The sequence below is a fragment of the Sphingomonas aerolata genome, assembly GCF_023935825.1.
Taxonomy (GTDB): Bacteria; Pseudomonadota; Alphaproteobacteria; order Sphingomonadales; family Sphingomonadaceae; genus Sphingomonas; species Sphingomonas aerolata.
This window is the reverse complement of record NZ_CP098762.1, coordinates 933,932-956,121: the sequence shown is the minus strand read 5'-3', so window position 1 is coordinate 956,121 and position 22,190 is coordinate 933,932. Positions and strand designations below refer to the sequence as shown.

17 protein-coding genes are annotated in these 22,190 nt (G+C 63.1%); 9 read left to right on the top strand and 8 right to left on the bottom strand.

Annotated elements, in window-relative coordinates; translation table 11 throughout:
* Positions 1-636: 636 nt before the first annotated feature.
* Positions 637-3,525 (top strand): PAS domain S-box protein, encoded by a 2,889-nt coding sequence (locus tag NEF64_RS04495; RefSeq protein ID WP_082446934.1) that lies wholly within the window; start codon positions 637-639, stop codon positions 3,523-3,525.
* Between the two features lie 198 nt (positions 3,526-3,723).
* On the opposite strand, the gene NEF64_RS04490 is transcribed toward NEF64_RS04495, so the two are convergent.
* From NEF64_RS04490 to NEF64_RS04475, 4 genes are all read right to left on the bottom strand, one after another.
* Positions 3,724-6,333, bottom strand: a complete 2,610-nt coding sequence (locus tag NEF64_RS04490) for an HWE histidine kinase domain-containing protein (RefSeq protein ID WP_056407528.1) — start codon at positions 6,331-6,333, stop codon at positions 3,724-3,726.
* A gap of 65 nt (positions 6,334-6,398) precedes the next feature.
* Positions 6,399-6,788 carry a hypothetical protein gene (locus NEF64_RS04485; RefSeq protein ID WP_156360382.1) on the bottom strand — a complete coding sequence of 130 codons (390 nt, stop codon included), beginning with the start codon at positions 6,786-6,788 and terminating at the stop codon, positions 6,399-6,401.
* Positions 6,789-7,363: 575 nt separating this feature from the next.
* Positions 7,364-8,098, bottom strand: a complete 735-nt coding sequence (locus NEF64_RS04480; protein ID WP_056407333.1) for a metallophosphoesterase family protein — start codon at positions 8,096-8,098, stop codon at positions 7,364-7,366.
* Between the two features lie 289 nt (positions 8,099-8,387).
* Complete coding sequence (locus tag NEF64_RS04475) at positions 8,388-9,218, bottom strand: 23S rRNA (adenine(2030)-N(6))-methyltransferase RlmJ (protein WP_056407331.1); 831 nt, start codon at positions 9,216-9,218, stop codon at positions 8,388-8,390.
* Between the two features lie 157 nt (positions 9,219-9,375).
* On the opposite strand from NEF64_RS04475, the gene NEF64_RS04470 reads away from it, so the two are divergent.
* Positions 9,376-9,684 carry a hypothetical protein gene (locus tag NEF64_RS04470; RefSeq protein ID WP_056407329.1) on the top strand — a complete coding sequence of 103 codons (309 nt, stop codon included), beginning with the start codon at positions 9,376-9,378 and terminating at the stop codon, positions 9,682-9,684.
* A 24-nt stretch (positions 9,685-9,708) separates the two neighbouring features.
* Entirely contained in the window at positions 9,709-10,308 is a 600-nt protein-coding gene (locus NEF64_RS04465; RefSeq protein WP_156360381.1) for a putative antibiotic biosynthesis monooxygenase, read from the top strand.
* Positions 10,309-10,474: 166 nt separating this feature from the next.
* On the opposite strand, the gene NEF64_RS04460 is transcribed toward NEF64_RS04465, so the two are convergent.
* Positions 10,475-11,572, bottom strand: coding sequence for an alkaline phosphatase (locus NEF64_RS04460; protein WP_043156644.1), 1,098 nt, complete (start codon positions 11,570-11,572; stop codon positions 10,475-10,477).
* Positions 11,573-12,161: 589 nt separating this feature from the next.
* Between NEF64_RS04460 and katG the strand changes: the two genes are divergently transcribed.
* The 3 genes from katG to NEF64_RS04445 all read left to right on the top strand — a co-directional run bounded on the left by katG (position 12,162) and on the right by NEF64_RS04445 (position 15,848).
* Positions 12,162-14,348, top strand: a complete 2,187-nt coding sequence (gene katG, locus NEF64_RS04455; protein ID WP_235516431.1) for a catalase/peroxidase HPI — start codon at positions 12,162-12,164, stop codon at positions 14,346-14,348.
* A 394-nt stretch (positions 14,349-14,742) separates the two neighbouring features.
* Entirely contained in the window at positions 14,743-15,396 is a 654-nt protein-coding gene (locus NEF64_RS04450; RefSeq protein ID WP_235516421.1) for a TetR/AcrR family transcriptional regulator, read from the top strand.
* On the top strand, positions 15,393-15,848 hold the full coding sequence (locus NEF64_RS04445; protein WP_031393620.1) for an SRPBCC domain-containing protein: 456 nt from the start codon (positions 15,393-15,395) through the stop codon (positions 15,846-15,848). Before NEF64_RS04450 ends, NEF64_RS04445 begins: the two co-directional genes overlap by 4 nt.
* A 91-nt stretch (positions 15,849-15,939) precedes the next feature.
* Here NEF64_RS04445 and NEF64_RS04440 read toward each other — a convergent pair whose 3' ends face one another.
* On the bottom strand, positions 15,940-16,611 hold the full coding sequence (locus NEF64_RS04440) for a hypothetical protein (protein ID WP_056407323.1): 672 nt from the start codon (positions 16,609-16,611) through the stop codon (positions 15,940-15,942).
* A gap of 311 nt (positions 16,612-16,922) precedes the next feature.
* Between NEF64_RS04440 and NEF64_RS04435 the strand changes: the two genes are divergently transcribed.
* From NEF64_RS04435 to NEF64_RS04425, 3 genes are all read left to right on the top strand, one after another.
* Complete coding sequence (locus tag NEF64_RS04435; RefSeq protein ID WP_031393622.1) at positions 16,923-17,759, top strand: hypothetical protein; 837 nt, start codon at positions 16,923-16,925, stop codon at positions 17,757-17,759.
* 161 nt (positions 17,760-17,920) lie between these two features.
* Positions 17,921-19,036 (top strand): sialidase family protein, encoded by a 1,116-nt coding sequence (locus NEF64_RS04430; protein WP_235516420.1) that lies wholly within the window; start codon positions 17,921-17,923, stop codon positions 19,034-19,036.
* Between the two features lie 188 nt (positions 19,037-19,224).
* Positions 19,225-20,469 (top strand): DUF2254 domain-containing protein, encoded by a 1,245-nt coding sequence (locus NEF64_RS04425; protein WP_056407321.1) that lies wholly within the window; start codon positions 19,225-19,227, stop codon positions 20,467-20,469.
* A 67-nt stretch (positions 20,470-20,536) separates the two neighbouring features.
* Here NEF64_RS04425 and NEF64_RS04420 read toward each other — a convergent pair whose 3' ends face one another.
* Together NEF64_RS04420 and NEF64_RS04415 are read right to left on the bottom strand one after the other, a co-directional pair.
* Entirely contained in the window at positions 20,537-21,409 is an 873-nt protein-coding gene (locus NEF64_RS04420; protein WP_082446933.1) for a Brp/Blh family beta-carotene 15,15'-dioxygenase, read from the bottom strand.
* Positions 21,406-22,173 (bottom strand): bacteriorhodopsin, encoded by a 768-nt coding sequence (locus NEF64_RS04415; RefSeq protein ID WP_235516430.1) that lies wholly within the window; start codon positions 22,171-22,173, stop codon positions 21,406-21,408. The genes NEF64_RS04420 and NEF64_RS04415 overlap by 4 nt, the downstream gene beginning before the upstream one ends.
* Positions 22,174-22,190: the final 17 nt, after the last annotated feature.

Genomic DNA, 22,190 nt, shown 5'->3' with positions numbered 1-22,190 from the left:
CGCGTCGGATCGACACCTATTCCGATGCGATGGGCTGGACAGCATTCGCTACCTGATCTCGTGTTACAATCGCTTGTGGTCGGACGGTGGAACCTGGACAGACACCGGCATCCCGTTCCGACCCCCAGTCGCCGCATGATCAGCGCTCTTTGCGCGGGCGTCCGAGAGGTAATACCGTCAAGCCTCTTCGGCCCGCATCATCGATCATGCGCTGCGCGAAGACGATGCCCGCCAAGAACGACCGCTTTTCCATGGGCCAGGGCCAGTTCGATATGAACATTCTTGCTGCGGTCATCGATTGCCTGGCTCGCGCGCCTTCGTTCTTGCTCAGCCCGGTCGCGATGATAGGCAACTCTTCCAGTCTCAGTCATCGACCCCTCGTCCCAATCCCACAATATATTCGTTAACCAACATACGTGAGAGGCATGCCGAGGTTCCCTGTCGTCGGATCTTTCAGTGATTGCAGCGGTCGCGATGCAGGAATTTCAGATCATGGAGCATCGTCGAGGAACGGGAAAGAGCATGCGCCGCTGCGGGTGCCCCAACCGGCCAGTTTCGACAGTTTAAGAACGACCAACGTTGAGCTTGGCGGTGACGATGCTACAGCACAGTGATCCGCTAAACCTTTGGAGTCCGATGACCGATCTGCCCGCGCACGAGAAGCAGAGACTGGCTGCCCTCGCAGAATATGACCTGCTGGACACTCCGCGCGAAGCGGCGTTCGACGAGATCGCCGAACTGGTGGCGGCGATCTGCGAGGCGCCAATCGCGATCGTGAATCTGATCGGGGACGGCCGCCAGTTCTTCAAGGCGGAAGTCGGGCTTGGCGTTCGTGAGACGCCGTTGGAGACGTCTTTCTGTGGGCGTGCAATCCTCGAGGATGAATTCCTGCTCGTCCCCGATGCGACAGACGACCCACGGTTCGACTGCAATCCCCTGGTCACGGGTGAGCCGCATCTACGCTTCTATGCTGGAGCCCTGTTGAAGTCGCCTGATGGCTTTCCGATCGGCACGCTCTGCGTTCTGGACCATCGCCCCCGCGACCTGACCGAGGTTCAGAAGCAGACGATCCGCGTCATGGCGCGACAGGTCATGGTGCAGTTCGAGCAGCGTGTTGCAACGGGACGGCTGATTGCAGCCGAAGCGCGCCAGCGGGCGATCGTCGATAGCGCACAGGACTTCGCCATCGTAGCCTGCGATCTCGAAGGCCGTATCATCGAATGGAGCTATGGCGCGGAACGGGTGCTGGGCTGGTCGGAAGACGAGGTGATCGGTCAAAGCGTCTTCCTGTTTTTCACGGATGAAGACCGCGCCGCCGGGGTGCCGGTGCAGGAGATGGCCTGCGCCCGTGAGACGGGGCGGGCCACTGATGAGCGTTGGCATGTGCGCAAAGGGGACGAGCCTTTTTGGGCCAGCGGTGAGCTATCCCTGCTCCGGGATTCGGCCGGCCGCCATACCGGTTACGTCAAGGTTCTTCGTGATCGTACCGAAGAGCATCTTGCCGGCGAAGCGCTCCGGAAAGCGCAGCAGCGCTTCCAGACAATCTTCGACACGGTCGATGCGGCTTTCGCCATCGTCGAGGTCAAGTTCGACGAGGATGACAAAGCCGTCGATTACCGGTTTGTCGAAGCCAACCCCGCTTTTGAACGCCAGTCCGGCGTCAACTTGCGCGGCAAGTGGGTCACGGAATTCGCACCTGACCTCGAGCAGTTCTGGTTCGAGACATACGGGCATGTTGCCAAGACCGGTGAAGCAACCAATTTCGAGAATTATGCCGAGGCATTCCAGCGCTGGTTCGACGTACGCGCAGTAAGGGTTGGCGATCCCGCAGATCGACAGATCGCAATTATTTTCAACGACGTGACCGCCCGCCGAGAAGCGGAGGAACGCCTGCGTGTCAGTGAAGCCGTCGCGCGTCAGAACGTCGAGCGGGTGAAACTCGCGCTGGAAGCCGGCGCCATCATCGGCACCTGGCACTGGGACCTGCCAAGCGATCAATTCACCGTAGACGAGGCATTCGCGCGTGCCTTCGGCCTTGATCCGGCGCTCGGCCGATCCGGCATTCCGCTCGCGCAGATTACAGCAACGGTACATCCCGACGATCAGGCAGGACTGACGGAGGCCATCAACGCGGTAATCGCCCGCAGTGGGTCCTATGCGCATCAATACCGGGTCCGCCGGGCTGACGGTCGATATTATTGGATCGAGGCGAACGGTCGGGTTGACCATGCACCCGACGGAACGCCGCTGAGCTTTCCCGGGGTCCTGATCGACGTCGAGGAACGGCGGAGCATCGCAGCGGAGCGCGACCGTGCTGTCGCCGATCTCCGCGCGCTCGCCGAAACGCTGGAGCAGCGCGTTGCCGAGCGAACCGCCGACCTCGGCCAGGCCGAGGACGCGTTGCGCCAATCGCAGAAGGTGGAAGCAATCGGGCAACTCACCGGTGGGGTGGCGCACGACTTCAACAATCTGCTGACGGTCATCCGGGGTTCCATCGACCTATTGCGCCGCCCCGGTCTCTCCGACGAACGCCGGCAACGCTATATCGACGCGATCTCCGACACCGCCGAACGCGCGACCAAACTGACCAACCAGCTGCTCGCATTCGCGCGCCGCCAGTCGCTCAAACCCGAAGTCTTCGATGTCTCAGAAAGCGTGCGGACGGTCAGCGACATGGTGCGGACGCTGACGGGCGCACGCATCAAGGTATCGCATCGGCTGCCGACGGAGCCTTGCTACATCGACGCGGACCGCAGCCAGTTCGACACCGCGATCGTCAACATGGCGGTCAATGCGCGCGATGCCATGAACGGCGCGGGCGAGTTGTCCATCGTGGTGGCGGCAGCCTCCGGCATGCCCGCCATACGGTCGCATCCGGCCACGCCGGGCGAGTTCGTGACGGTCTCCTTGGCCGACAGCGGTCCCGGTATTCCAGCCGACAACATTGAACGGATCTTCGAACCGTTCTTCACCACCAAGGGGGTAGGCGAAGGGACAGGCCTTGGCCTCAGCCAAGTCTTCGGTTTCACGAAGCAGTCCGGCGGGGGCGTCGTCGTCACAAGCGACGAAGGCGAAGGCGCAACGTTCACCATGTTCCTACCCCGGGTTGACGGGCTGGACGGCGGAGCGGCCGAAGAAGGCGACAACTCCCTGCCGCTCGGCGAAGGCGCCTGTGTGCTGGTCGTCGAGGACAATGCCGAGGTTGGCATGTTCGCGACCGAGGCGTTGGGAGAGTTGGGCTATCACACCGTCTTGGCGATGGACGCCTCCAAGGCACTCGCCGAACTGGCGACAGATGCAGGCAGGTTCGACATCGTCTTCTCCGACGTGATGATGCCGGGCATGTCCGGTATCGAGCTGGGTCAGGAGATCGGCCGGCTGTATCCTAAGCTGCCGGTCGTGTTGACCAGCGGGTACAGCGAGGTTCTGGCACAAAGCGGTACGCACGGGTTCGAACTGGTGCATAAGCCCTATTCGATCGACACATTGTCGCGCGCTCTCAAGAAGGTGTCACGCCGTCGATGAAGCGTAAGCGGTCGCGCGACCGGACGGTTGTGACATTGCGCTTGCTGCAAAGAGAGCAATCGCAGGAACCGCAGTCGATCATCGTTGGATGCCAGCCATTTTTCAACGGTGTCGCCAAGCATGAACGAACGTCCGCAACCGGTCGCGGCCAGGCATGGTCGATCAGTATACGCTGCCCGGCATTCACCTGCGGCACGCTCAGTGCCGGCTCAACAAGGTTTGCAACGTGCGTCCAACGTCTTCGGCCGAGAACGGCTTGTTGAGCACGGGATGGCCGGCGAACCGCTCCGGCAGGACGGTGGCGCTGTCGTAGCCGGTGGTGAAGACGAACGGGATCTTGCGATCTTGCAGGATGGCAGCAGCGTCCCACGACATTTCGCCATCGAGATTGACGTCGACGAGCGCGGCATCGATCGCCGCCTCGCAAGCAAGCTTTAAGGCTTCCGGCAGCCGCATCGCGGGACCGACAATGTCCCAGCCCAGATCGATGACCACATCCTCGATGAGCATCAGCACCATGGCTGAATCTTCAACGATCAGGATCCGCGGCGGATTGTCGGTAGGAATGTCTGTGACCTTCGCAGGGGCATCATGGGCGATAGAGGCGTGGGAGGCGGTGCCGCCAGACTGCGCCACCGACGCGGGCATGACGATCGCGCACGCCACCCCGCCCGGGTCGAACGTCAGGGTTGAAGATCCGCTCGTTTCCAGCGCCAAGGCCCGCTCGATCAAGGTCGATCCAAAACCGCGCCGTGTGGGCTTGCTGACCGGAGGACCGCCGCTTTCCTGCCAGCGCAGCTCCAGTCCGGCCTGCGGGTCAAACTGCCAACGAATGTCGACATGACCGCCGGCGGCCGACAAGGCCCCGTATTTGCCGGCGTTGGTGGCAAGCTCGTGGATCGCCAACGACAGCGCCAGTGCCGCTTTGGGGAGAAGCATGACATCCGGACCGGTGATCGTGACGTTCGCATGCTCCGCCCGATACGCATCTAGCTCCTGTTGGATCAGCACGATGAGCGACACGCCTTCCCATCGACTTTGCGTGAGCAGGCTGTGCGCGCGCGACATCGACCGGATCCGCCGGTCGAGCCCGTGGGTGAAAGCAGCGAGCGAGGACGCACTTCGGCTTGTCTGCGCCACCATCGCCTGAATGCTGGCCAAGGTGTTCTTCACCCGGTGGTCGAGTTCGGCCATCAGCAATTGTTCCTGCTGCCAGGCGCGCAGCCGTTCGCGTGCGGCAGCATCGATCCGCCGCAGGACGACCTCCAGCAGCGACACCCGCAGGTCGAACGCGGCATCGTTGTCGGACGGCGACCAGGGGGTCGACCGGCCGCGCACGGTTTCGGTCCACGCTTCAAAGGATTTTCGCGGCGTCAGCCGGATGCCGTTCGGACCGACCTCCATGGGCTTGGTCGGATCGCCGCCCCATTGCACGGTCTCGACGACCTCGGGCCTGAACCACAGCACGAAGTCGCGCGGTTCGCGCGACACGGACACGGCAAGCAACCCGGAGGCGATCTCCGCATAGGCCTTGGCCGGCGGATAGTCTTCGCCCAGCCGATCCGTGGCATACACCCCTTCGAACGTGCCCATGCGCAGGGTCAGCCAGTCCGTCAGGGCGCCAATCTGGTCGTCATCGGGCGTATTGCCCAACGCGGTGATGCCGCTGTTGACCCGGATGGCGACACCGCCACGGGTCTGCCCCACCCGCAGCGCGAGTCCTCCCGCGGATATGTAATCGAGCAGCTGCTGCTGCTGCGCGACCAGTCCGGCACCGTAATCGTCTTCGCTCGCCAGCGCGTGCATGATGCCGGACAGCGCCTTGCGGGACAGCAACCGGGCCTCGAGCTGCTCGGCGCGCAGCCGCACTTCGAGTTGCAGCGAGAACATCGATCCGAACAGTTCGCAGACGCCGCGGAGATGACGCGGCAGGCGGCGCGGCGTATGATGGTGACAGGCGATCAGCCCCCAAAGCCTGCCTTCGAAGATGATCGAGATCGACATCGAGGCGTCGACGCCCATGTTGCGCAGATATTCCCGGTGGATCGGCGAAACGTCACGCAGGGTCGCGTGGCTCATGTCGAGCGGCAGGCCACTGCGCGGATTGATCGACGGCAGCAGCGGCGCGGGCGTGTAATCGACTTCGGTGATCAGACGCAGCCAGCTGGTCAAATACAGCGTGCGGGCCTGTTTCGGGATATCCGACGCGGGGTAGTGCAGATCGAGGAATGGCGTGATGTCGGCGTTCCGGGCTTCGGCGAACACCCAGCCTGAATCGTCGGGCATGAAGCGATAGACCATCACCCGGTCGTAGCCCGCGACCGCCCGCACCCGCTCGGCCGCCAATTGGCAATAGGCCTGGAGATCGGGAGCGTCGCCAAGTCCGTCGAACATTTCCTGGACGCAGGCGAGCGGATCGACGGCATGACGGTCGCTCAGGTCGGCATCCTCGACCTCGATCACCAGCGCGCCATCGCTCAGATGGACGCTGGCATCGATCGCGCGGTCGGGGACGACCCGCAGCAACGGATCCAGCAGGTGACGCGGGCGCGCGAGGCTGGAGCTTTGAAGCAACTCGCGAAGCCGCTGAAGCTGCTCGGCATTCAACACGTCCGCCAGGTCCTGCCCGGTCAGCGACGCCGCATCCCTGCCGAACAGGCCGAGGGTGTCGCCTGCGACCTGCTCAACCAGCATCGTTGCAGGATCGACCACGAGCATCGCACCATGGGGGAGGATCGAGCCGGGAATATGGATCGGCTCGCGATCGCAGTTGGTCAGATCGACGGCACCGTCCATTTGCTGCGTCATGCCGACATCCATTTCTCATACGCCGCAAACATCGACAGCGCCGTTGCCGTTGCAGCAGGTCGGTCCTACACGGCAGCGTCGGGTAGGTTGGTGTCCAGCCCGACGGCACACCGGCTCCAGCCACCGATACTCAGTTGTGGTTCGGGCAGGTCCCAGACGAGGCAGCCGGTCAGTCCACCGCCGACACCGAGCATAGGTTCGTTGACGGTATGAAAACGGTATGTGTGGCCGAAAAGCTGACGATATTCGTCCCGGTCGGCCGAGCTTGCCGCCCGACGCGAAAGCACGGGATGATGATGCCGGCGTTCGTGAATGTCGCCCGTGGCGGTTTGCAACCCGGAGCGGCCCCTCGGTGTCGGCACGCTGCCTTGGCGAGCAGGCATCGGGGCTTTCGGATGCTTGCCGCGCAGGGTGGTTCCGACCGCAGCGGACGCCTGTAACACTGACGCGCGCATTGGATTCCTCGATCAAGACGTACGGTCGATGATTGCCGTGGCATTCCTCGACGTTGCCGTATCCACACCATATTTTCGAAATCTTGCCTAGCGAATGTTGCTTATCGGTTTGCCGCTGCGACAATCATCGCAATTATTCCCGTAGCGCCGTGCTCATGCCCTAGAACGAGTATGTCATGATTTTTGACATGTTTACGTACAAATTTCTCAGCCAAGTCAAAGCATTGATGGCCAGATACGTCGATGGCGTAAACGAATGCTCGTAATTTCCCGCAAGGCAGAAAAGGAAAAACTATGTACCCAACACGCATCCCCGGCAGCGAAACCGACCCTGCGATATGTCTACGGTGCCAAGCTTCAGGACGCGACCAATAACCCCGCGGCGCATACGCTGCCTGATGATGATGCCGGTAACGTTGATGGCGTCGGGCTCACACGTGACGCTTGGTCGGCGACTGCGGAAAATTGGCTTTGGGGAGGCTCGGCGCTGATTCCGTTCCCTGAAGCACCGGTTTTCGAGAAGCCACACGGCCTCCCGAAACGCACCTCGCATCGAGAAATACGATACCCCCGTGCTAGACCCGACCGGTTCGCAAAGGTCTGGACCAGTCGGTACGGGCATTCGCCTCGGCATCACGGGCCGCTTGTTCCCAATCATAATCGACGGACAGAAACTCTACCACCCAGCCATCACCTTCGTTGGACAAGACGGCATAGCGCGCATGCGGTGATCCGCTTTCGACTAGGTGAGCGTGGGGTCGGTCATCGTCATAGGCCGGAAGACCGACGCTTCCCGGATTTATGATGATGCGCCCGTCGTCGAGCGTCATCACCCGCTGGAGATGCGTATGGCCGCAGAGGATCACGGCTGCATCGACAATTCCCGCACGGTGTCGAACTTCCTCGCGAGTGGCCTGACGAAGCCCCGCCTCCGTCACCGTCTCTAGAAAATAGGTCAGGTCGCTGTCCGGCGTGCCATGAACAAGCAGCACATCTTTGGACAGGCGCATGGTCGTGGGCAATGCTGTCAGCCACGCATGCTGTTCAGCGCTCAGCTGGTCGAAGGCGTGGCGATCGGACAATCCCATGCGCTCGCGAGGCTGCTCCGAGATCTGACGTTCGTGATTGCCGCGTATAGTGGGCAATCCCAGAGGCATCAGTCGATCGGCCGTTTCCTGCGGGAACAGGCCCCCTGAGCAGATGTCCCCGAGGTTCACGATCTGGTCCACGTGCCGGGTGGCGATGTCGCCGAGAACTGCGTCGAGGGCAGCGACATTCCCGTGAATGTCGGAAATTGCAGCGATCTTCATTACGGACCTATAACGATCTCGCCGTGCGATCGTAACCCCCGCGCTTCGGCAATGACAAACCTGAGGCCGGCTTCGGAACCGTCAGCAGCTTGGCGCCCCCCGGCGGCACGGATTACTGGTCCCAATAGATCTTCCCGAAATCGCCGACCGGAGCTGGAGAATCGGGAATGATCGTACTTAACGGACGGCCGCTCTCGACAATGCGAATTGCCTGCCAGAGCGTCCGGTCTTTTGACGTTGGCAGCCCGGCCGTTTGCAGCCGGGCAGAGCGGGGCGATGCGGGTTTACGCTAATCGCCAAGCCACGCGGCGGTGATCTCGCCGCTATGCCCCTCCGGCGCCAGCACCGCGCGCAGCGCTTCGAGCATGGGCGGCAGCGCCTGCGTGAAGGCGTAGGGCGGGTTGACGATATACAGGCCCGCGCCATTGTAAATGCCGGACTGATCGGCATCGTACAGCCAATGCTCCACCCCCAGCACTTTGGGGATACCGAGCCTGCGCAACTGCCCCGTCCACCGCGTATGCGTGGCGCGGTCCTTCAGGGGATACCAGATCACCGTCACGCCATGCGCCCATTTGCGATGCGCGGCGGCGAGGGTCGCGGTGATACGGTCGCGGTCATCGGGCTGCTCGTACGGCGGGTCGACCACCACGACGCCACGCGCGGTCCGGGGCGGCAGCATCGCCAGCCAAAGCTCATAGGCGTCGCGCTCATGCACCGCAGCGGGCGTGCCGCGCATCACCCCGCGCAGGGTATAGGCGTCCTCGGGGTGCTTCTCGTTCAGGATCAGCAAATCCTGCGGGCGCAGAAGCTGCGCGAGGATCCGCGGCGAGCCGGGGTAGAATTGCGGCTCGGTCCCGGAATTCACCGCCTGCACGGCGGCGCGGTAGTCGTCCAGCAAGGGGTTCGGCTCGGCAAAGGCCCGCAGCACGCCTTGTAGGGACTCGCCGGTGCGTTGCGCGTCCTCGCCGTCAAGGTCGTACAGCCCGCAGCCGGCATGCGTGTCGATCAGCGTCAGCGCGCCCGGTTTCTGCTGCAAGGCCCGCACGAGCGCGATCAGCAGGCTGTGCTTCACGACATCGGCACTGTTGCCCGCATGGAAGGAATGGCGATAATTCATTGTGACGTAAGACCCTGACGCTCTGCCTGCATGCGGGCTGCCGGGCACAATTGCCGGGCGCGAGGTGACCGAAGTAACCGGTCCGGTGCCATTATAAAGTCGCGCGGAAACCTTCAACGCCGTTCTGATCATGGCACGGGCCACACGCCCTGGCCTTGTGTCGGACGATGATGATCCCGTCGCGATAATCGGTTATCGACCGTCGACGATGATGGATGGCATTGCAGATATGGCGCTCCGGCATGGCGATCGCCGCGCCCGGGCTTATGAACGGAATGAACCGGTGATCCGGTGCATTCAGGATGCGATCACCGCCTATCGCCGCGACGGCGGCGATCGTGACGGTCGCCCGACGATTGGCGCGCTGATCGCCGCGTGCAGTGCTTCTGGTCTCACGGCGTCCCGTGGCGGTCCGGTGACACGCTATACGGTCTGTCAGGCGCTAAAGCTGACAGGCCTGTCCTGATGCGGGGCGACACGGGCGAAATGCATGAAGCGGCCGCGCAACGTACCGGCGGCCTCGTCTGTTCTCGCCATTATGCCAATCGATCCTGACCAGACCGCCACGATCATCACCAGCCGGGCCATCCGTGCCGGCCATGAGCAGGATTTCGAACGCTGGGTGGAGGAACTGAACCGGCACGCCCGTGCGGCGCCGGGGTATCGGGCTGCGATCCGGCTCGGTCAGACCGCCGGCTTTCAGCACCTGCTCTTTCGCTTCGACGATCGCGCCGCAGCCGATACATGGCATGACGACCCCAGGATGCGCGCGCATGTCGCTGTCGCGGACCGCTTCTCCACGGCGCTCCGCCAGCTCGAAACTGGCGACGGCGTCACCTTCGAGCTGCCGAGCGATGCGAGTGCCAGCAAGTGGAAGCGGTTCGTGACGACATGGCTGACGGTGTTCCCGGTCCTCCTCCTCATCAGCATGTTGGTTCGCACGGTGTTGAAGGACGCACCACTGCCGCTGCAACTCCTGCCCTCGTCCCTGCTGCTCACCGCGACCCTGCAGTGGATCATTCTCCCGCGCCTGCAACGCTATACCCGCTTCTGGCTGTTGCAAGACAGCTCGGGCCGGCTGCAGAGGTGAGGATAAGGCATGACGGCGCATTGCCGAACATCACGCGCGCCCTCACCCCATTCCCCAGCTTCGTACATTCATTCATCGTTGGGCTGACTGCTTCCGGCCGCTAGTCCCTCGTCATACGCGTCGCGATCCGGGAACGATAAAAGCCGTTACGCAGGCTTAGAGCGGATCATTTGTCCTTCTTCCAGCCGAATGCCGACAGCATGATGTCGAAGAGCCGCGTGTTGGGCATGAAACCCCGGACCTTGTCCGCACCGGGGCCGCTTGCGGCGACGACGACCTCTTCGCCGGTATGGCCGGGTTCGACGCTGATCACCGACTTCGCATCGGGATCATATTGCGTCGCGAGCGGCGTCGTGCGCTTGCCGCCGGTCATCCGCAGGCCGAAGCTGTGGTCCGCGGTGAACAGGATCAGCGTGTCCTTGCCGGCAACCGCGCTGATCCGGCGGATCATGTCGTCCATCTCGACGACATGCCGCAGGCCTGCCTTGGGATCGTCGGTGTGCATGTCCCATTCGACCATCAGGAAATAGCCCTTCGGGTTGCGGGCGAGCTGCGCGACGGTCGCCTCCACGGCAGGAAGCGGCGCGAAGTCGGCATCGCGCAGCACCGCGGTCCGGAGTGCCTGGGCGACCAGCGCGGGATCCTCGCCGAAGCGGTAGCCGGCGGTCCTGAACGCCTGTTCCGCGCTCGTGCCCGGGCCGGCGAATGTCGCGACGGCGTCGGCGCGGCCCTTGCCGATCAGGATATCGACGCCGTCGCCGAAGCGGGGCTTGAGCATCTGGCGGAATATCTCGCCCTTGTCCGCGCGCGCGGCGACATGCGCAAAGGTCGCAGCCGGGGTCGCATCCCAGATGTTCATGTTGGTGACGACACCCGTCGACAGCCCGCGCTGCTCGGCATATTCGAGAAGGGTCTTGACCGGCATCGCGCGGCCGCCCGGTCCAGAGGGCGTCGTCGATACCATCGCGTTGTTCGTCTTGTGCCCCGTCATGATCGCGGTCATCCCGGCCGCGGAATCGGTCACCCATCGGTCGAGCGCGGACGTATCCGACAGCGCGACGTTGGGCATCGACTGGATGAACAGCGATTGCGGCCGGTCGTGCGCCAGGATCCCAGCGGCGCCGAGCGTCGACAGGCCACCCGCATCGCCGAGGAAGAGGATGACGTTGCGTGCCTCCTGCGCTGCAGCGGGCGTGCTGCAGACCGCGAGCATCGCGCCAGCAAACGCCGTGCCGCCGAGGAATTTGTAGATCGCGGTTTTCATTGCAGAGGTCCTTGCATCGGGGCCGGTGCCGAGGGCGTTGCCGGGTCGTATTGCGGATTGATCGGGTCGTGCGGACGGGGATCGCCAGCGCCCGGTCTTGCGCTCTCGGTCCACGCCGGAACGAGCATTTCACGTTGCTGCGATGCACCCGCCGCGCTGCGGCGATAGACGAAGTCCCGTCCTTCACGGCTAGCCGGGTCTGCGAACACGCCACGCTTTTCGAGGTCGACGAACCAACGATCTATCGGGCGGACTTGGGGCGCGGTCACGACGAAAAACTCTGAACCAGACTAAAGACGCCCGTCCTCTAACCGCAGTAAATGTAAGTTTGGCGACACCTTGATCAGATCAGTTGCCGCGACGTCTGTCGGCCTGACGATGATGATGACCCGGATCATCGCGAATGTACGCGCCGTCAGACGACGCGCTCACAGCCCTCTGTGATCGAGTGCGATGATAGCTGTCGCCCGTATAATCGATTGGACAAATGTACCCGAGATCCGGCATTTTACCAGCACGGTGGTAAAACTCATTAGGAGAGGACGCCAAGATGGCCGATTACGAACAGCCTAAGGCAAGCGGTTGCCCAATGGGCCCCCAGGGTGGCGGCGAGGTTAAGGCCCGCTCGCTTCTCGGTCGCACGAACAAGGATTGGTGGCCAGACGCGCTGCCGATCGACATGCTGCACCAGCACGGCGTCTCTCCCGACCCTATGGGCGAAGAGTTCGACTATGCCGAGTCGTTCAAGCAGCTCGACTATGCAGCACTCAAGGCGGATCTGACGGCGCTGATGACCGACAGCAAGGCCTGGTGGCCTGCCGACTATGGTCATTACGGCCCGTTCATGATCCGCATGGCATGGCATGCCGCCGGCACCTACCGGGTGACCGACGGCCGTGGCGGGTCGTCGTCGGGTCAGCAGCGCTTCGAGCCGCTCAACTCGTGGCCCGATAACGGCAACCTCGACAAGGCCCGTCGCCTGTTGTGGCCGCTGAAGCAGAAGTACGGCAAGAACATCAGCTGGGCCGACCTGTTCATCCTCGCTGGCAACGTCGCGATCGAGAGCATGGGCGGACCGGTGTTCGGTTTCGCTGGCGGCCGCAAGGACGTCTTCGCGTCCGAGGGCGATACCTTCTGGGGCGCCGAGGAGATCTGGGTCAACGAGGGTGCGCAGACGCGTATCAGCGAGGACATGCCCGAGCTCGAAGGGCCTCTCGCCGCGATCCAGATGGGGCTGATCTACGTCAATCCGGAGGGTCCGGGCGGTGAGCCCGACGCGCTCATGTCCGCACGCGACATGAAAGCGACGTTCCAGCGGATGGCGATGAACTCCGAGGAAACCGTGGCGCTGACCGCCGGCGGTCATGCCTTCGGCAAGGCGCACGGTGCAAAGCCGGCACCGCATTTCAAGGCCCCGTCTTCGGAATCTGTCCACATGCAGGGCCTCGGCTGGCTGACCGACAGCGAGGAGATCGGCCAGGGCCATATCACGACCTCGGGCATCGAGGGCGCGTGGTCGAACAACCCGACCAAGTGGACCGGTGATTATCTGCGTCTGCTGTTCAAATACGAGTATGAGCTGACCGAAAGCCCCGCTGGCGCAAAGCAGTGGCAGCCGGTCAACCCGGAACCGGAGGACATGGCCCCCGACGCGCGCGACCCCAGCAAGCGTGTGCCGACGATGATGACCACCGCGGACATGGCGTTGAAGGTCGACCCCGAGTTCCGCGAGATCGCGCTGCGCTTCCGCGACGACCAGGCGGCGCTCGACGACGCGTTCGCACGCGCATGGTTCAAGCTGACGCACCGCGACATGGGGCCACGGGTCCGGTACCTTGGGCCCGAGGTACCTGAAGAGACGCTGATCTGGCAGGATCCGGTCCCCGAAGGCACCGCACCGTCGGACGCTGACGTCGCGGCATTCAAGGACGCCGTGCTGTCGAGCGGGCTGACGATCGGCCAGCTGGTCAAGACCGCCTGGGCTTCGGCATCGAGCTATCGCCGGTCGGACCACCGCGGTGGGGCGAACGGCGCGCGCATCGCGCTCGCGCCGCAGAAGGACTGGCCGGTCAACGAGCCCGAGCAGCTCAGCCAGGTTCTGGCAAAGCTGAACGACTTGCGGGGCAGCATGTCGCTGGCCGACGCGATCGTGCTGGCGGGTTCGGCAGCAGTCGAGAAGGCGGCACGCGACGCCGGGCACGACGTGGCGGTACCGTTCCTTGGCGGTCGCGGCGATGCGACGCAGGAGTGGACGGATGTCGAGAGCTTCGTGTGGATGGAGCCGCAGGCCGACGGGTTCCGCAACTATCTGAAGACGCGTCACCCGGTGAAGACCGAGGAGCTGTTGCTCGACAAGGCTTCGCTGCTCGGCCTGTCCGCGCCGGAAATGACCGTGCTGGTCGGTGGCCTGCGCGTGCTCGGCGCAAACTTCGGCGATGCGCCCGACGGCGTGTTGACCAAGCGTCCGGGGCAGCTGACGAACGACTTCCTCGTCAACCTGCTCGACAATGACACGTTCTGGGATCTGGTCGACACGTCGAGCGACGAGAAGTTCATCGGCTATGATCGCGGCGGTCGTGAAAAGAAGTGGCAGGCGACCCGCACCGATCTGGTCTTCGGCTCGAACTCGCAGTTGCGCGCGACGGCCGAGGTCTATGCCGAGAACGGTCACGAGGAAAAGTTCGTGCGCGACTTTATCCGTGCTTGGGTCAAGGTCATGAACGCCGACCGCTTCGATGTCACCGCCAAGCCGGTATCGTCGAACCAGGCGACGTAAGCTACGTCGGTGGGTGGATAGGCCGTGTCGATCGGGGAAGTTTCCGAACGTACACGGCTTATCCGTCACTGGCCTGAGTTATGAGATATAGATTCTGATCTTTACCGTGCCCTTTAGCCATGGGCTTCCAGGTCGCACTGCAGCCGCCGTTATCGCAGTTATAAGGGTGGCTGCTTGTGCCCTTGGCCCCGACGGCAGAGCGACCCGCGCTGAATAGCGTTTGAGGCAATCCCGGTCGAAATCGTACGACCTGTGTACTGGTCCCGACGGCTTGGTGCATGGACCCGGGCCCGGACATTCGCGACGCGTTCGCCCCCCTCAGCTCCTACCATTCGATAGGGGCACCGACTTTCAATCCCGACCTTTGCGACGATCGCTTCCGAGCACCGTCTCAATGATCCTTGCCGACATACCGACCGGTTGGTATGCCGGCACTATGACGAGTCGAGGATCTTCCAATAGCGCTCGCGACAAGCTGCTGGACGCAGCCGTGACGCTCATCCGCCGCAACGGCTTTGCGGCCACCAGCGTCGACCAGCTTTGTGGGGCTGCCGGGGTCACCAAGGGCGCCTTCTTCCACCATTTCGTATCCAAGGAAGCGCTGGGGGTGGCCGCCGCCGGCCACTGGCTGGCGATCACAACGCCGCTATTCGCCGATGCGGACTATCATTGCGAACCCGCGGCACTAGCGCGCGTGTTGGGCTATCTTGACCTGCGCGAGGCGCTGATCGACGGCGGCACTGACGCCTTCACCTGTCTGGCTGGCACGCTCGCGCAGGAGGTGCATCAATCACACCCCGCGATTGCGCGCGCTACTGAGGCGGCAATCGTCGGCCATGCGCGCACGCTCGAAGGCGACGTCGCCGAAGCGCTGGCTGATCACGGCGTTGCCGACGTCGATGCAGCGAGCCTCGCGCTCCACTTTCAAGTGGTGCTCCAAGGCGGTTTCGTCGTCGCCAAGGCAACTGGTGATCCGCAAGCGGCGCGCGAGAGCGTGCGGCACCTGAAGCGCTACGTGACCCTCTTGTGCCGAGGAGAGAAACGATGAGCAATATCCGTGAACTCAGCGTCGAGCGCCGCATCGCTGCCCCCGTGGAGGATGTCTGGCGGACAATGGTCGATCGCTTCGAGGAGTGGTTCTGTCCGCGACCGTGGCGCGCCGAAGCACGCGAGATCGAATGGCGCCCCGGAGGCCGTAGCCTGGTGGTCATGCATGGCCCCGACGGTGAGGAGATCCTTAATGAGGGCGTAGTCCTCGACTATGAGCCTAACCGCCGCTTCGTATTCACCGATGCTTTTACAGCGGGTTGGCAGCCCAGTGGGCCGTTCATGGTCGGCCTGTTCGAGATCGCGCAAGACGGGGACGGCACGCGTTTTACCGCCGCGGCACGTCATTGGACCGACGAAGCGTGGGAGCGCCACCGGTCGATGGGCTTCGAAGCCGGCTGGGGCGCGATGGCCGATCAGCTCCAGACGCTGGCCGAGGGAGGTGCGCTGTAACCGCCATTTCTGTGATCATGCTTTCGCAGGTCTTAGAGGACCGCCTGGCAAGCGTGGGGCGGGCGGTTCTCCCGTGATCGCAAAGTCCGCGCTAGCGGGTGAACAAAAAGCCCACGGCGAAAAGAAATGTCGCGCCTTCCAGCAGCCCGACAAAGACGTTCCAGGTCGCGCGCACCAGGCTGATCCCCAACACCTGCGCGAACCACCGCGTTTCGACGATCCAGAAGTTCAGGATGCTCGATCCGACGAGCCAATGTCCAATCATGCGCGTCGTTTGATGATGGTCCATCCCGAAACTGCTGCCGACACTCAGACCCAGCGCAAAGACGGCCGCCGGATAACATTGCGCATAAAATGGCTGCTGCAGGGAATTGCGATCGAGCTTGATCCTGCGTTGGCGCACCATGCGGGCTGCGAGGAATAGTGGGAAACCCGCGAAAACGACAACGCGGAGGACCAGGGCGCTGGCATTGTCGTTGACCAGGTCGGCCAGACCATGATGATTGGCGATGATTTCGTCGGTCTGGCCCAACGCCGTAGCGACGCTGTGCCCCAGCAACAGCGTGAGAGCCAGAAAAAGGGGCGGACTGAGTATCGACGCGTAGCGTTCATCGTCGGGCAGCGCGGCTTCGCGCTCGATCTCCTCCATCGTACGGATCGGTCGAAAGAGCGCCTGCCAAAGCGTAAGGGGGAAGAAGACCACCCAGCTCATCACTTCGTACAGAAGTTCGTCGAGCGAATTGAGCCACTTCATGAAGTCCATGCTGCATCATGTTCGATCCGGGCGTCGATCGCAACGGCCTGCCCTGTGCTAGACTCCGCCCCCTAGTGCTTGCCGAAGACGCACTATTGCGGGTCCTGCCGTATGTAATGAAGACCAGCACCGACCAAACGGCTCTTCGGCCGAAGCGAGCATTCTCGCCCTCCAATTCCCAGGGGCATTCGGTGGCCGAACGCCGTTGACAGCGATCGACGCCGTCGCCTTCTTTTTATACAATCGTTCAACTGATGATGAGGTGATTTCGAACGAGCGGGAGAATCGCGATGCGTTGTCCGTCTGGCCTGTCCACGACTATGACCGCCCTTGTCATGGGCTTGGCATTTCCCACGATTGCCCACGCGCAATCCACGGGTCTCGAGGACATGGTAGGCGCCCGTGCAGGTCAGGCCGAGATGGAATTGCAACGACGCGGCTACGTCAACATCCGGGGTGAGCAAGGCGACGATCGCGTCTATACCTATTGGTGGAACGCCGATCGCCGCCAGTGCGTGAGCATTGCGACGATGGAAGGCCGCTACAATTCCATCCAGCCGACCACCTCCCCCGATTGCAGGAAGCCCGCGAACCTCCGCCCCGACCTTGGCCATGGTGGTCAGGCTGCGCCACGACCGCGTCCCGACTATGACCCCGATCTGGCCTATGGACGCGCGCCAGCGGGCCCCGGCGGCGGTCAGGATCGATATCCTTCGGGAGGACCTGTTGTTGACGGCAGAAACGTCGAACTCGGGCTCGTGTGTTTTGGGGACGGATCGAAAACCGGCTTTGCGAGCGGGACGACCTGGAACTGGAACCGTGATCGTGACCGCTATGAGTCCGGCACGTACACCGAAACCAGGAAGGAGGTCTTCGACGCCTCGCTCATGGTACAGACCTGGGCAGGTGGTGGACGTATCCGGCTACCCAAGTCGCTGATCCCGCCGATCAATTCCCGTGGCAATCAGGGATGGTGGGATTTGTCCGACGTGTCGGTCAGCCCAGATACGGTCCGCGCGAGTTACCGCCTGAACGGCTTGAACAAGCCACGGCTCGTGATCGATCGGCGCAGCGGCCGCATCACGGTCACGGGCATGAGTGATTATGGCTTTCGGGGCACGTGCGACCTGATCGGACACGAACCACGCCGCTTCTAGACTATGGCGCGGGCGGTGCGCTCCCAAATCGAACGGTCAGGCAGACCACGAACACGGACCATCGCGCACATCAGCCGCCATTGGCTCGGTTGGAAACCCCATGCTATCCGGCTCGCGCAACACGGGTCTGCGCGTACCCGCAACGTTGTTGGGGTACAGCGATGAAGTTCAGGGCATTTCTGGCGCAGATGGTGAAGGTCGCGGCAATCGCACTCGCGGTCAGCGCCGCGGCGCAAGCCCGGTTCGGCCATGCCCCGTCGGCTGCTGCGGCCCCGCTTCGGTCGCCGATCATATCGTCGGAATTCATATATACCGATGCGCCCTACCCGCAGGCGCATGCCTCGACGATCGTCGAACTGCCTGACCGGACGCTGGCCGCAGCCTGGTTCGGCGGTTCCGGCGAAAGCCAGCCTGACGTCCGTATCTGGTTCGCACGACGCGGCGCGACGCGATGGGAGACCCCGGTTGCGGTCGCTGATGGAGTGTCCGCGGACGGTCAGCGATTTCCGACCTGGAACCCGGTGCTGTTTCAGCCTGCGGACGGTGCCCTGCATCTCTTCTACAAGGTCGGGCCGAATCCGCGGGCGTGGTGGGGCATGGTCATCCGCTCCACGGATGGCGGACGACATTGGAGCCAGCCGCAGCGCCTGCCGGATGGCGTGTTGGGACCGATCAAGAACAAGCCCGTCGTTGCGCCGGACGGCAGCTGGGTGTCGCCGTCGAGCCGCGAGGAAGGCAGCGCAGAGGCCAATATCTGGTCGATCCGGATCGAGCGGAGCACCGATCGCGGGCGAAGCTGGCAGGTCGGCGACGCGGTGGCCTCACCGATGCACATCGAGGCGATCCAGCCGAGCATCCTGTTTCACCGCGATGGTCGACTGGAGCTGGTGGCGCGGACGCGGCAGGGTGCGCTTGCGATGAGCTGGTCACGCGACGCCGGGCGCCACTGGTCGCCAATCGCGGCGATCGACCTGCCCAATCCCAATGCGGGTACCGATGCGGTGACACTGCGCGATGGGCGCCAGTTGATCGTCTACAATCACAGCGCGCATCTACCCGAGCGGCCGGGCGATGGCGCACGCTGGCCGCTCAACATCGGTTTGTCCGACGACGGCGTGCGGTGGCGCAACGCTCTGACACTCGAGAGCAAGCCGCGACCCGACGGCTATGCCTATCCGGCGGTAATCCAGACGCGCGATGGGCTGGTCCACGTCACCTACACGCATAACCGTACCAAAATCCGTCACGTCGTGATCGATCCGACACAGCTGCGCTGAGTAGGAGGTCACGCTCCAGCGCCCCGTCACGAGGTAAGATCTTCCCGGCGCCAGCCGCTGAATGTGATCAACGCGCGGCTTGATTTGCTTCGCACAGATGATCTGCGGAGAGTTCGAGCGGAGCCGCTGGATCGCCAGGCTGTTGTCGTCGCGACTATTCGGCTACCAGCCCGCTCAAGGAGCGCTAAATGACGCAATGGACATGGATTTTGAGCCGGATCGTCCGGCAGGTCTGGTTCCGGGCAGCGATCATCAGCCTGCTGAGCGTCGCGCTGGCGATCCTCGCCGCTTTTGTCACGCCGTATCTGCCGTACACGTTCGATGCCGATATCGGGCAGCAATCTGTCGGCACGATCCTTCAGATCATGGCCTCAAGCATGCTGGCGGTCACGACCTTTTCGTTGACCGCAATGGTCAGTGCCTATTCCTCCGCGACCCAGCTGGCGACGCCGCGTGCGACCCAGCTGATGGTCAGCGATCCGACATCGCAGAACGCGTTGTCGACCTTCCTCGGCGCCTTCGTCTTCTCGATGGTCGGGATCGTTGGCCTGAACACCAGCGCCTATGGCCATGACGGCCGGATCATCCTGTTCGCAGCGACCGTGCTGATCATCCTGCTGGTGGTCGGCACGCTGCTGCGCTGGATCGGGCATATCACGGCGTTTGGACGGATGGCCGATGTGATCGACCGCGTAGAAGAGGCCGCGACCCAGGCAATGCAGGATTTTGCTGCGCACCCTCATCTTGGCGGCCGTGCGGCTGTCGCCATCCCTGCCGATGCCGTCACAGTCACCGCGGTGCAGACCGGATATGTCACGCATATCGACATCACCGCACTTGGCACGATCGCAGACCGCAATGACCTGACGGTGTATGTCGATGCGCTGCCTGGCGCGATGATGCATCCCGCTCGTACGCTTCTGCAGGTCTCGGGAAAGATCGACGACGGCATCCGGAGCGAACTGGTCAAGACGTTCACCATCGAACGGCATCGCTCGTTCGACCAGGATCCTCGACTGGGGCTGATCGCGCTGTCCGAAATTGCCAGCCGGGCCCTCGCACCGGCGACCAATGATCCAGGAACGGGGATCGAGGTTCTCAATGCCCTACTTCGCGTGTTCCTGACGCTGAGCCCCGGCGCGGCGCGTGTCGATAAGGAGCCGGACTCCCCACGGGTTCACATCGGCCAGCCAACCATGGGGGATATGCTCGGTGATGCCTTCGGCCCGATCCTGCGCGAAGGGATTGCAGAGGTCGAGGTGTCGTTGCGCCTGACGGCTACGCTTGCGGCGATGCACGCAAGCCTGCCGGCTGCGCGTCGGGAGATCGAGCACTGGGCCAACCGCCACGCGAAGCGGGTGGCGACGACCATGGAAGATCCCGACGACCTGACGGCATTCAACGAAGCCTATCACAGGCACTGGCCCGCTTGAGCCACGATCAGGCGGTATGCTGCCATCTGGTTCGACTACACCCATAGCCTCTGCCGACAACCTGACGTCATTCAAGGACATGAGCACGCATCACGTCCCTGTGGGCACGTGGCAGCCCCATCAACCCGGATCGCTGCGTAACCCTGTCGAAATAGGGCGTCACCAGCAGATGCGGCATCGCCAGTGCCGCGACGCCGGCAAAGAGTGACCGCACGCCCGAGGGGTCCCACCGCAGCAGCACTCCGCCCATGATTCCGACCAGCAACACAGCCAGGACGAGGATCGGGCCCGTGGCGCGGAGATACGCAATGGTCGTCACGCACCGCAACCGATCTCGACGCTCTTTCGTCTGCGGCACGGCGTGCAGCACCAGAAACCCGACCGAGAACCCGACGAGCGGGGGCAGAATGAGAAGCGCGGTCGTTCCGACCAGAAGACGTCGATCATGGCGCGCCGCGCCGATGATCACCAGGCAGGCGGCTGCTACGCCACCCGCAACTGCCAAAATGCTGACCATGGCCGGCGCACCAGACTCTCGAACTCCGGCAAGATCGAGAATGCGGGTGAGGCTTGCCGCATGCAGCGTCGCAGGCGTGGCGACCAGGCTTATACCGCGGGCAATCCTTTCGAACGGCCTGCTCGCGGGGGCATCCTCAAGGCCGAAATGGACTGCCGACGCCAGCAGGAATGCAGGGAGTGCGATCGCAGGATCGACGATCCACCACATAAGACAGACAAGTAGTGCAGATGCGTACAGCATCAGGAATGCCGGGCGCCGCCGATGCTCGACGATAGCGAGATCACTGGCACCGTGCGCCATGCCGACGACCCCGACAGCAAGGGCTGCGAACGCGAGCTGTACGGTGAGCACGCAAAACGAGGCGACCAAAGCCCCCGCCAGAAGGAAGCCCCAGCCAAGAGCCGGGGCGCGCCGTGTCATGCCCGGTGGCCGCGTTCGCCGTGATCGTACGCCAACGCCTTGTCGAGGGTGGCTGCCGCGTAGAATGCGTAGACGACCTTGGCGATCACATCCATTACGAGGAAAGCCCAGACCGACGCAGGATCGGTGATCAGTTTGAGGCCTTCCGGTCCGATCAGGAAGACGATCGGATAGAGGAACCAGATGACGGTCAGGAAGGTGAGGTTCTTGCCATAGGCCATTCCCAAGGCATCACCACGGCTGAGCGCCAGTGATCGCAGCGGACCCCATAGAAGATACAGGACGCCCAGAAACGCGACGCAGGACCATCCGTACCAGATCCATTTCGCCATCGATGGTGCGGCAAGCGACGATATCAGCCCCGTGACGACCATCAGGACATCGAGCACGATGACCGAGGTCAGATACCCACCAACCTCACCCGTCTTCCCATGCTCGTGAAAAGCCAGCAGCACGAGACCCGACAACAGGATCGGCGTCGTCACCGACCAATCAACGTAGCGTGCCAAATATGTCAGCGAACCGTCGCTGTTGATAAGCGTGCCGATGCCAAAGGCCATTGCGAGATACGCGGTCGCCGCGATGAACGGCACGCTGGCGTGCAGGAGCGTATGATGGCCCGACGGCTGCGTCTTCTTACCCGTAGCATATATGGCCAGCGACGCGACCGACATCACGCTGAAGCCGATCAGGAAAGCGGTTTGATCCACCAGGGAGCCCCCTATCATGAGGACGACCCGGCGCCGACCTTGAGCCACCAACATCACTCAGATGTTTTGGG

Coding starts and splice junctions, on each gene's coding strand:
- NEF64_RS04495 (WP_082446934.1), top strand. CDS start 637: ATGACCGATCTGCCCGCGCACGAGAAGCAGAGACTGGCTGCCCTCGCA.
- NEF64_RS04490 (WP_056407528.1), bottom strand. CDS start 6,333: ATGACGCAGCAAATGGACGGTGCCGTCGATCTGACCAACTGCGATCGC.
- NEF64_RS04485 (WP_156360382.1), bottom strand. CDS start 6,788: ATGCGCGCGTCAGTGTTACAGGCGTCCGCTGCGGTCGGAACCACCCTG.
- NEF64_RS04480 (WP_056407333.1), bottom strand. CDS start 8,098: ATGAAGATCGCTGCAATTTCCGACATTCACGGGAATGTCGCTGCCCTC.
- NEF64_RS04475 (WP_056407331.1), bottom strand. CDS start 9,218: ATGAATTATCGCCATTCCTTCCATGCGGGCAACAGTGCCGATGTCGTG.
- NEF64_RS04465 (WP_156360381.1), top strand. CDS start 9,709: ATGAAGCGGCCGCGCAACGTACCGGCGGCCTCGTCTGTTCTCGCCATT.
- NEF64_RS04460 (WP_043156644.1), bottom strand. CDS start 11,572: ATGAAAACCGCGATCTACAAATTCCTCGGCGGCACGGCGTTTGCTGGC.
- katG (WP_235516431.1), top strand. CDS start 12,162: ATGGGCCCCCAGGGTGGCGGCGAGGTTAAGGCCCGCTCGCTTCTCGGT.
- NEF64_RS04450 (WP_235516421.1), top strand. CDS start 14,743: ATGATCCTTGCCGACATACCGACCGGTTGGTATGCCGGCACTATGACG.
- NEF64_RS04445 (WP_031393620.1), top strand. CDS start 15,393: ATGAGCAATATCCGTGAACTCAGCGTCGAGCGCCGCATCGCTGCCCCC.
- NEF64_RS04440 (WP_056407323.1), bottom strand. CDS start 16,611: ATGGACTTCATGAAGTGGCTCAATTCGCTCGACGAACTTCTGTACGAA.
- NEF64_RS04435 (WP_031393622.1), top strand. CDS start 16,923: ATGACCGCCCTTGTCATGGGCTTGGCATTTCCCACGATTGCCCACGCG.
- NEF64_RS04430 (WP_235516420.1), top strand. CDS start 17,921: ATGAAGTTCAGGGCATTTCTGGCGCAGATGGTGAAGGTCGCGGCAATC.
- NEF64_RS04425 (WP_056407321.1), top strand. CDS start 19,225: ATGACGCAATGGACATGGATTTTGAGCCGGATCGTCCGGCAGGTCTGG.
- NEF64_RS04420 (WP_082446933.1), bottom strand. CDS start 21,409: ATGACACGGCGCGCCCCGGCTCTTGGCTGGGGCTTCCTTCTGGCGGGG.
- NEF64_RS04415 (WP_235516430.1), bottom strand. CDS start 22,173: ATGTTGGTGGCTCAAGGTCGGCGCCGGGTCGTCCTCATGATAGGGGGC.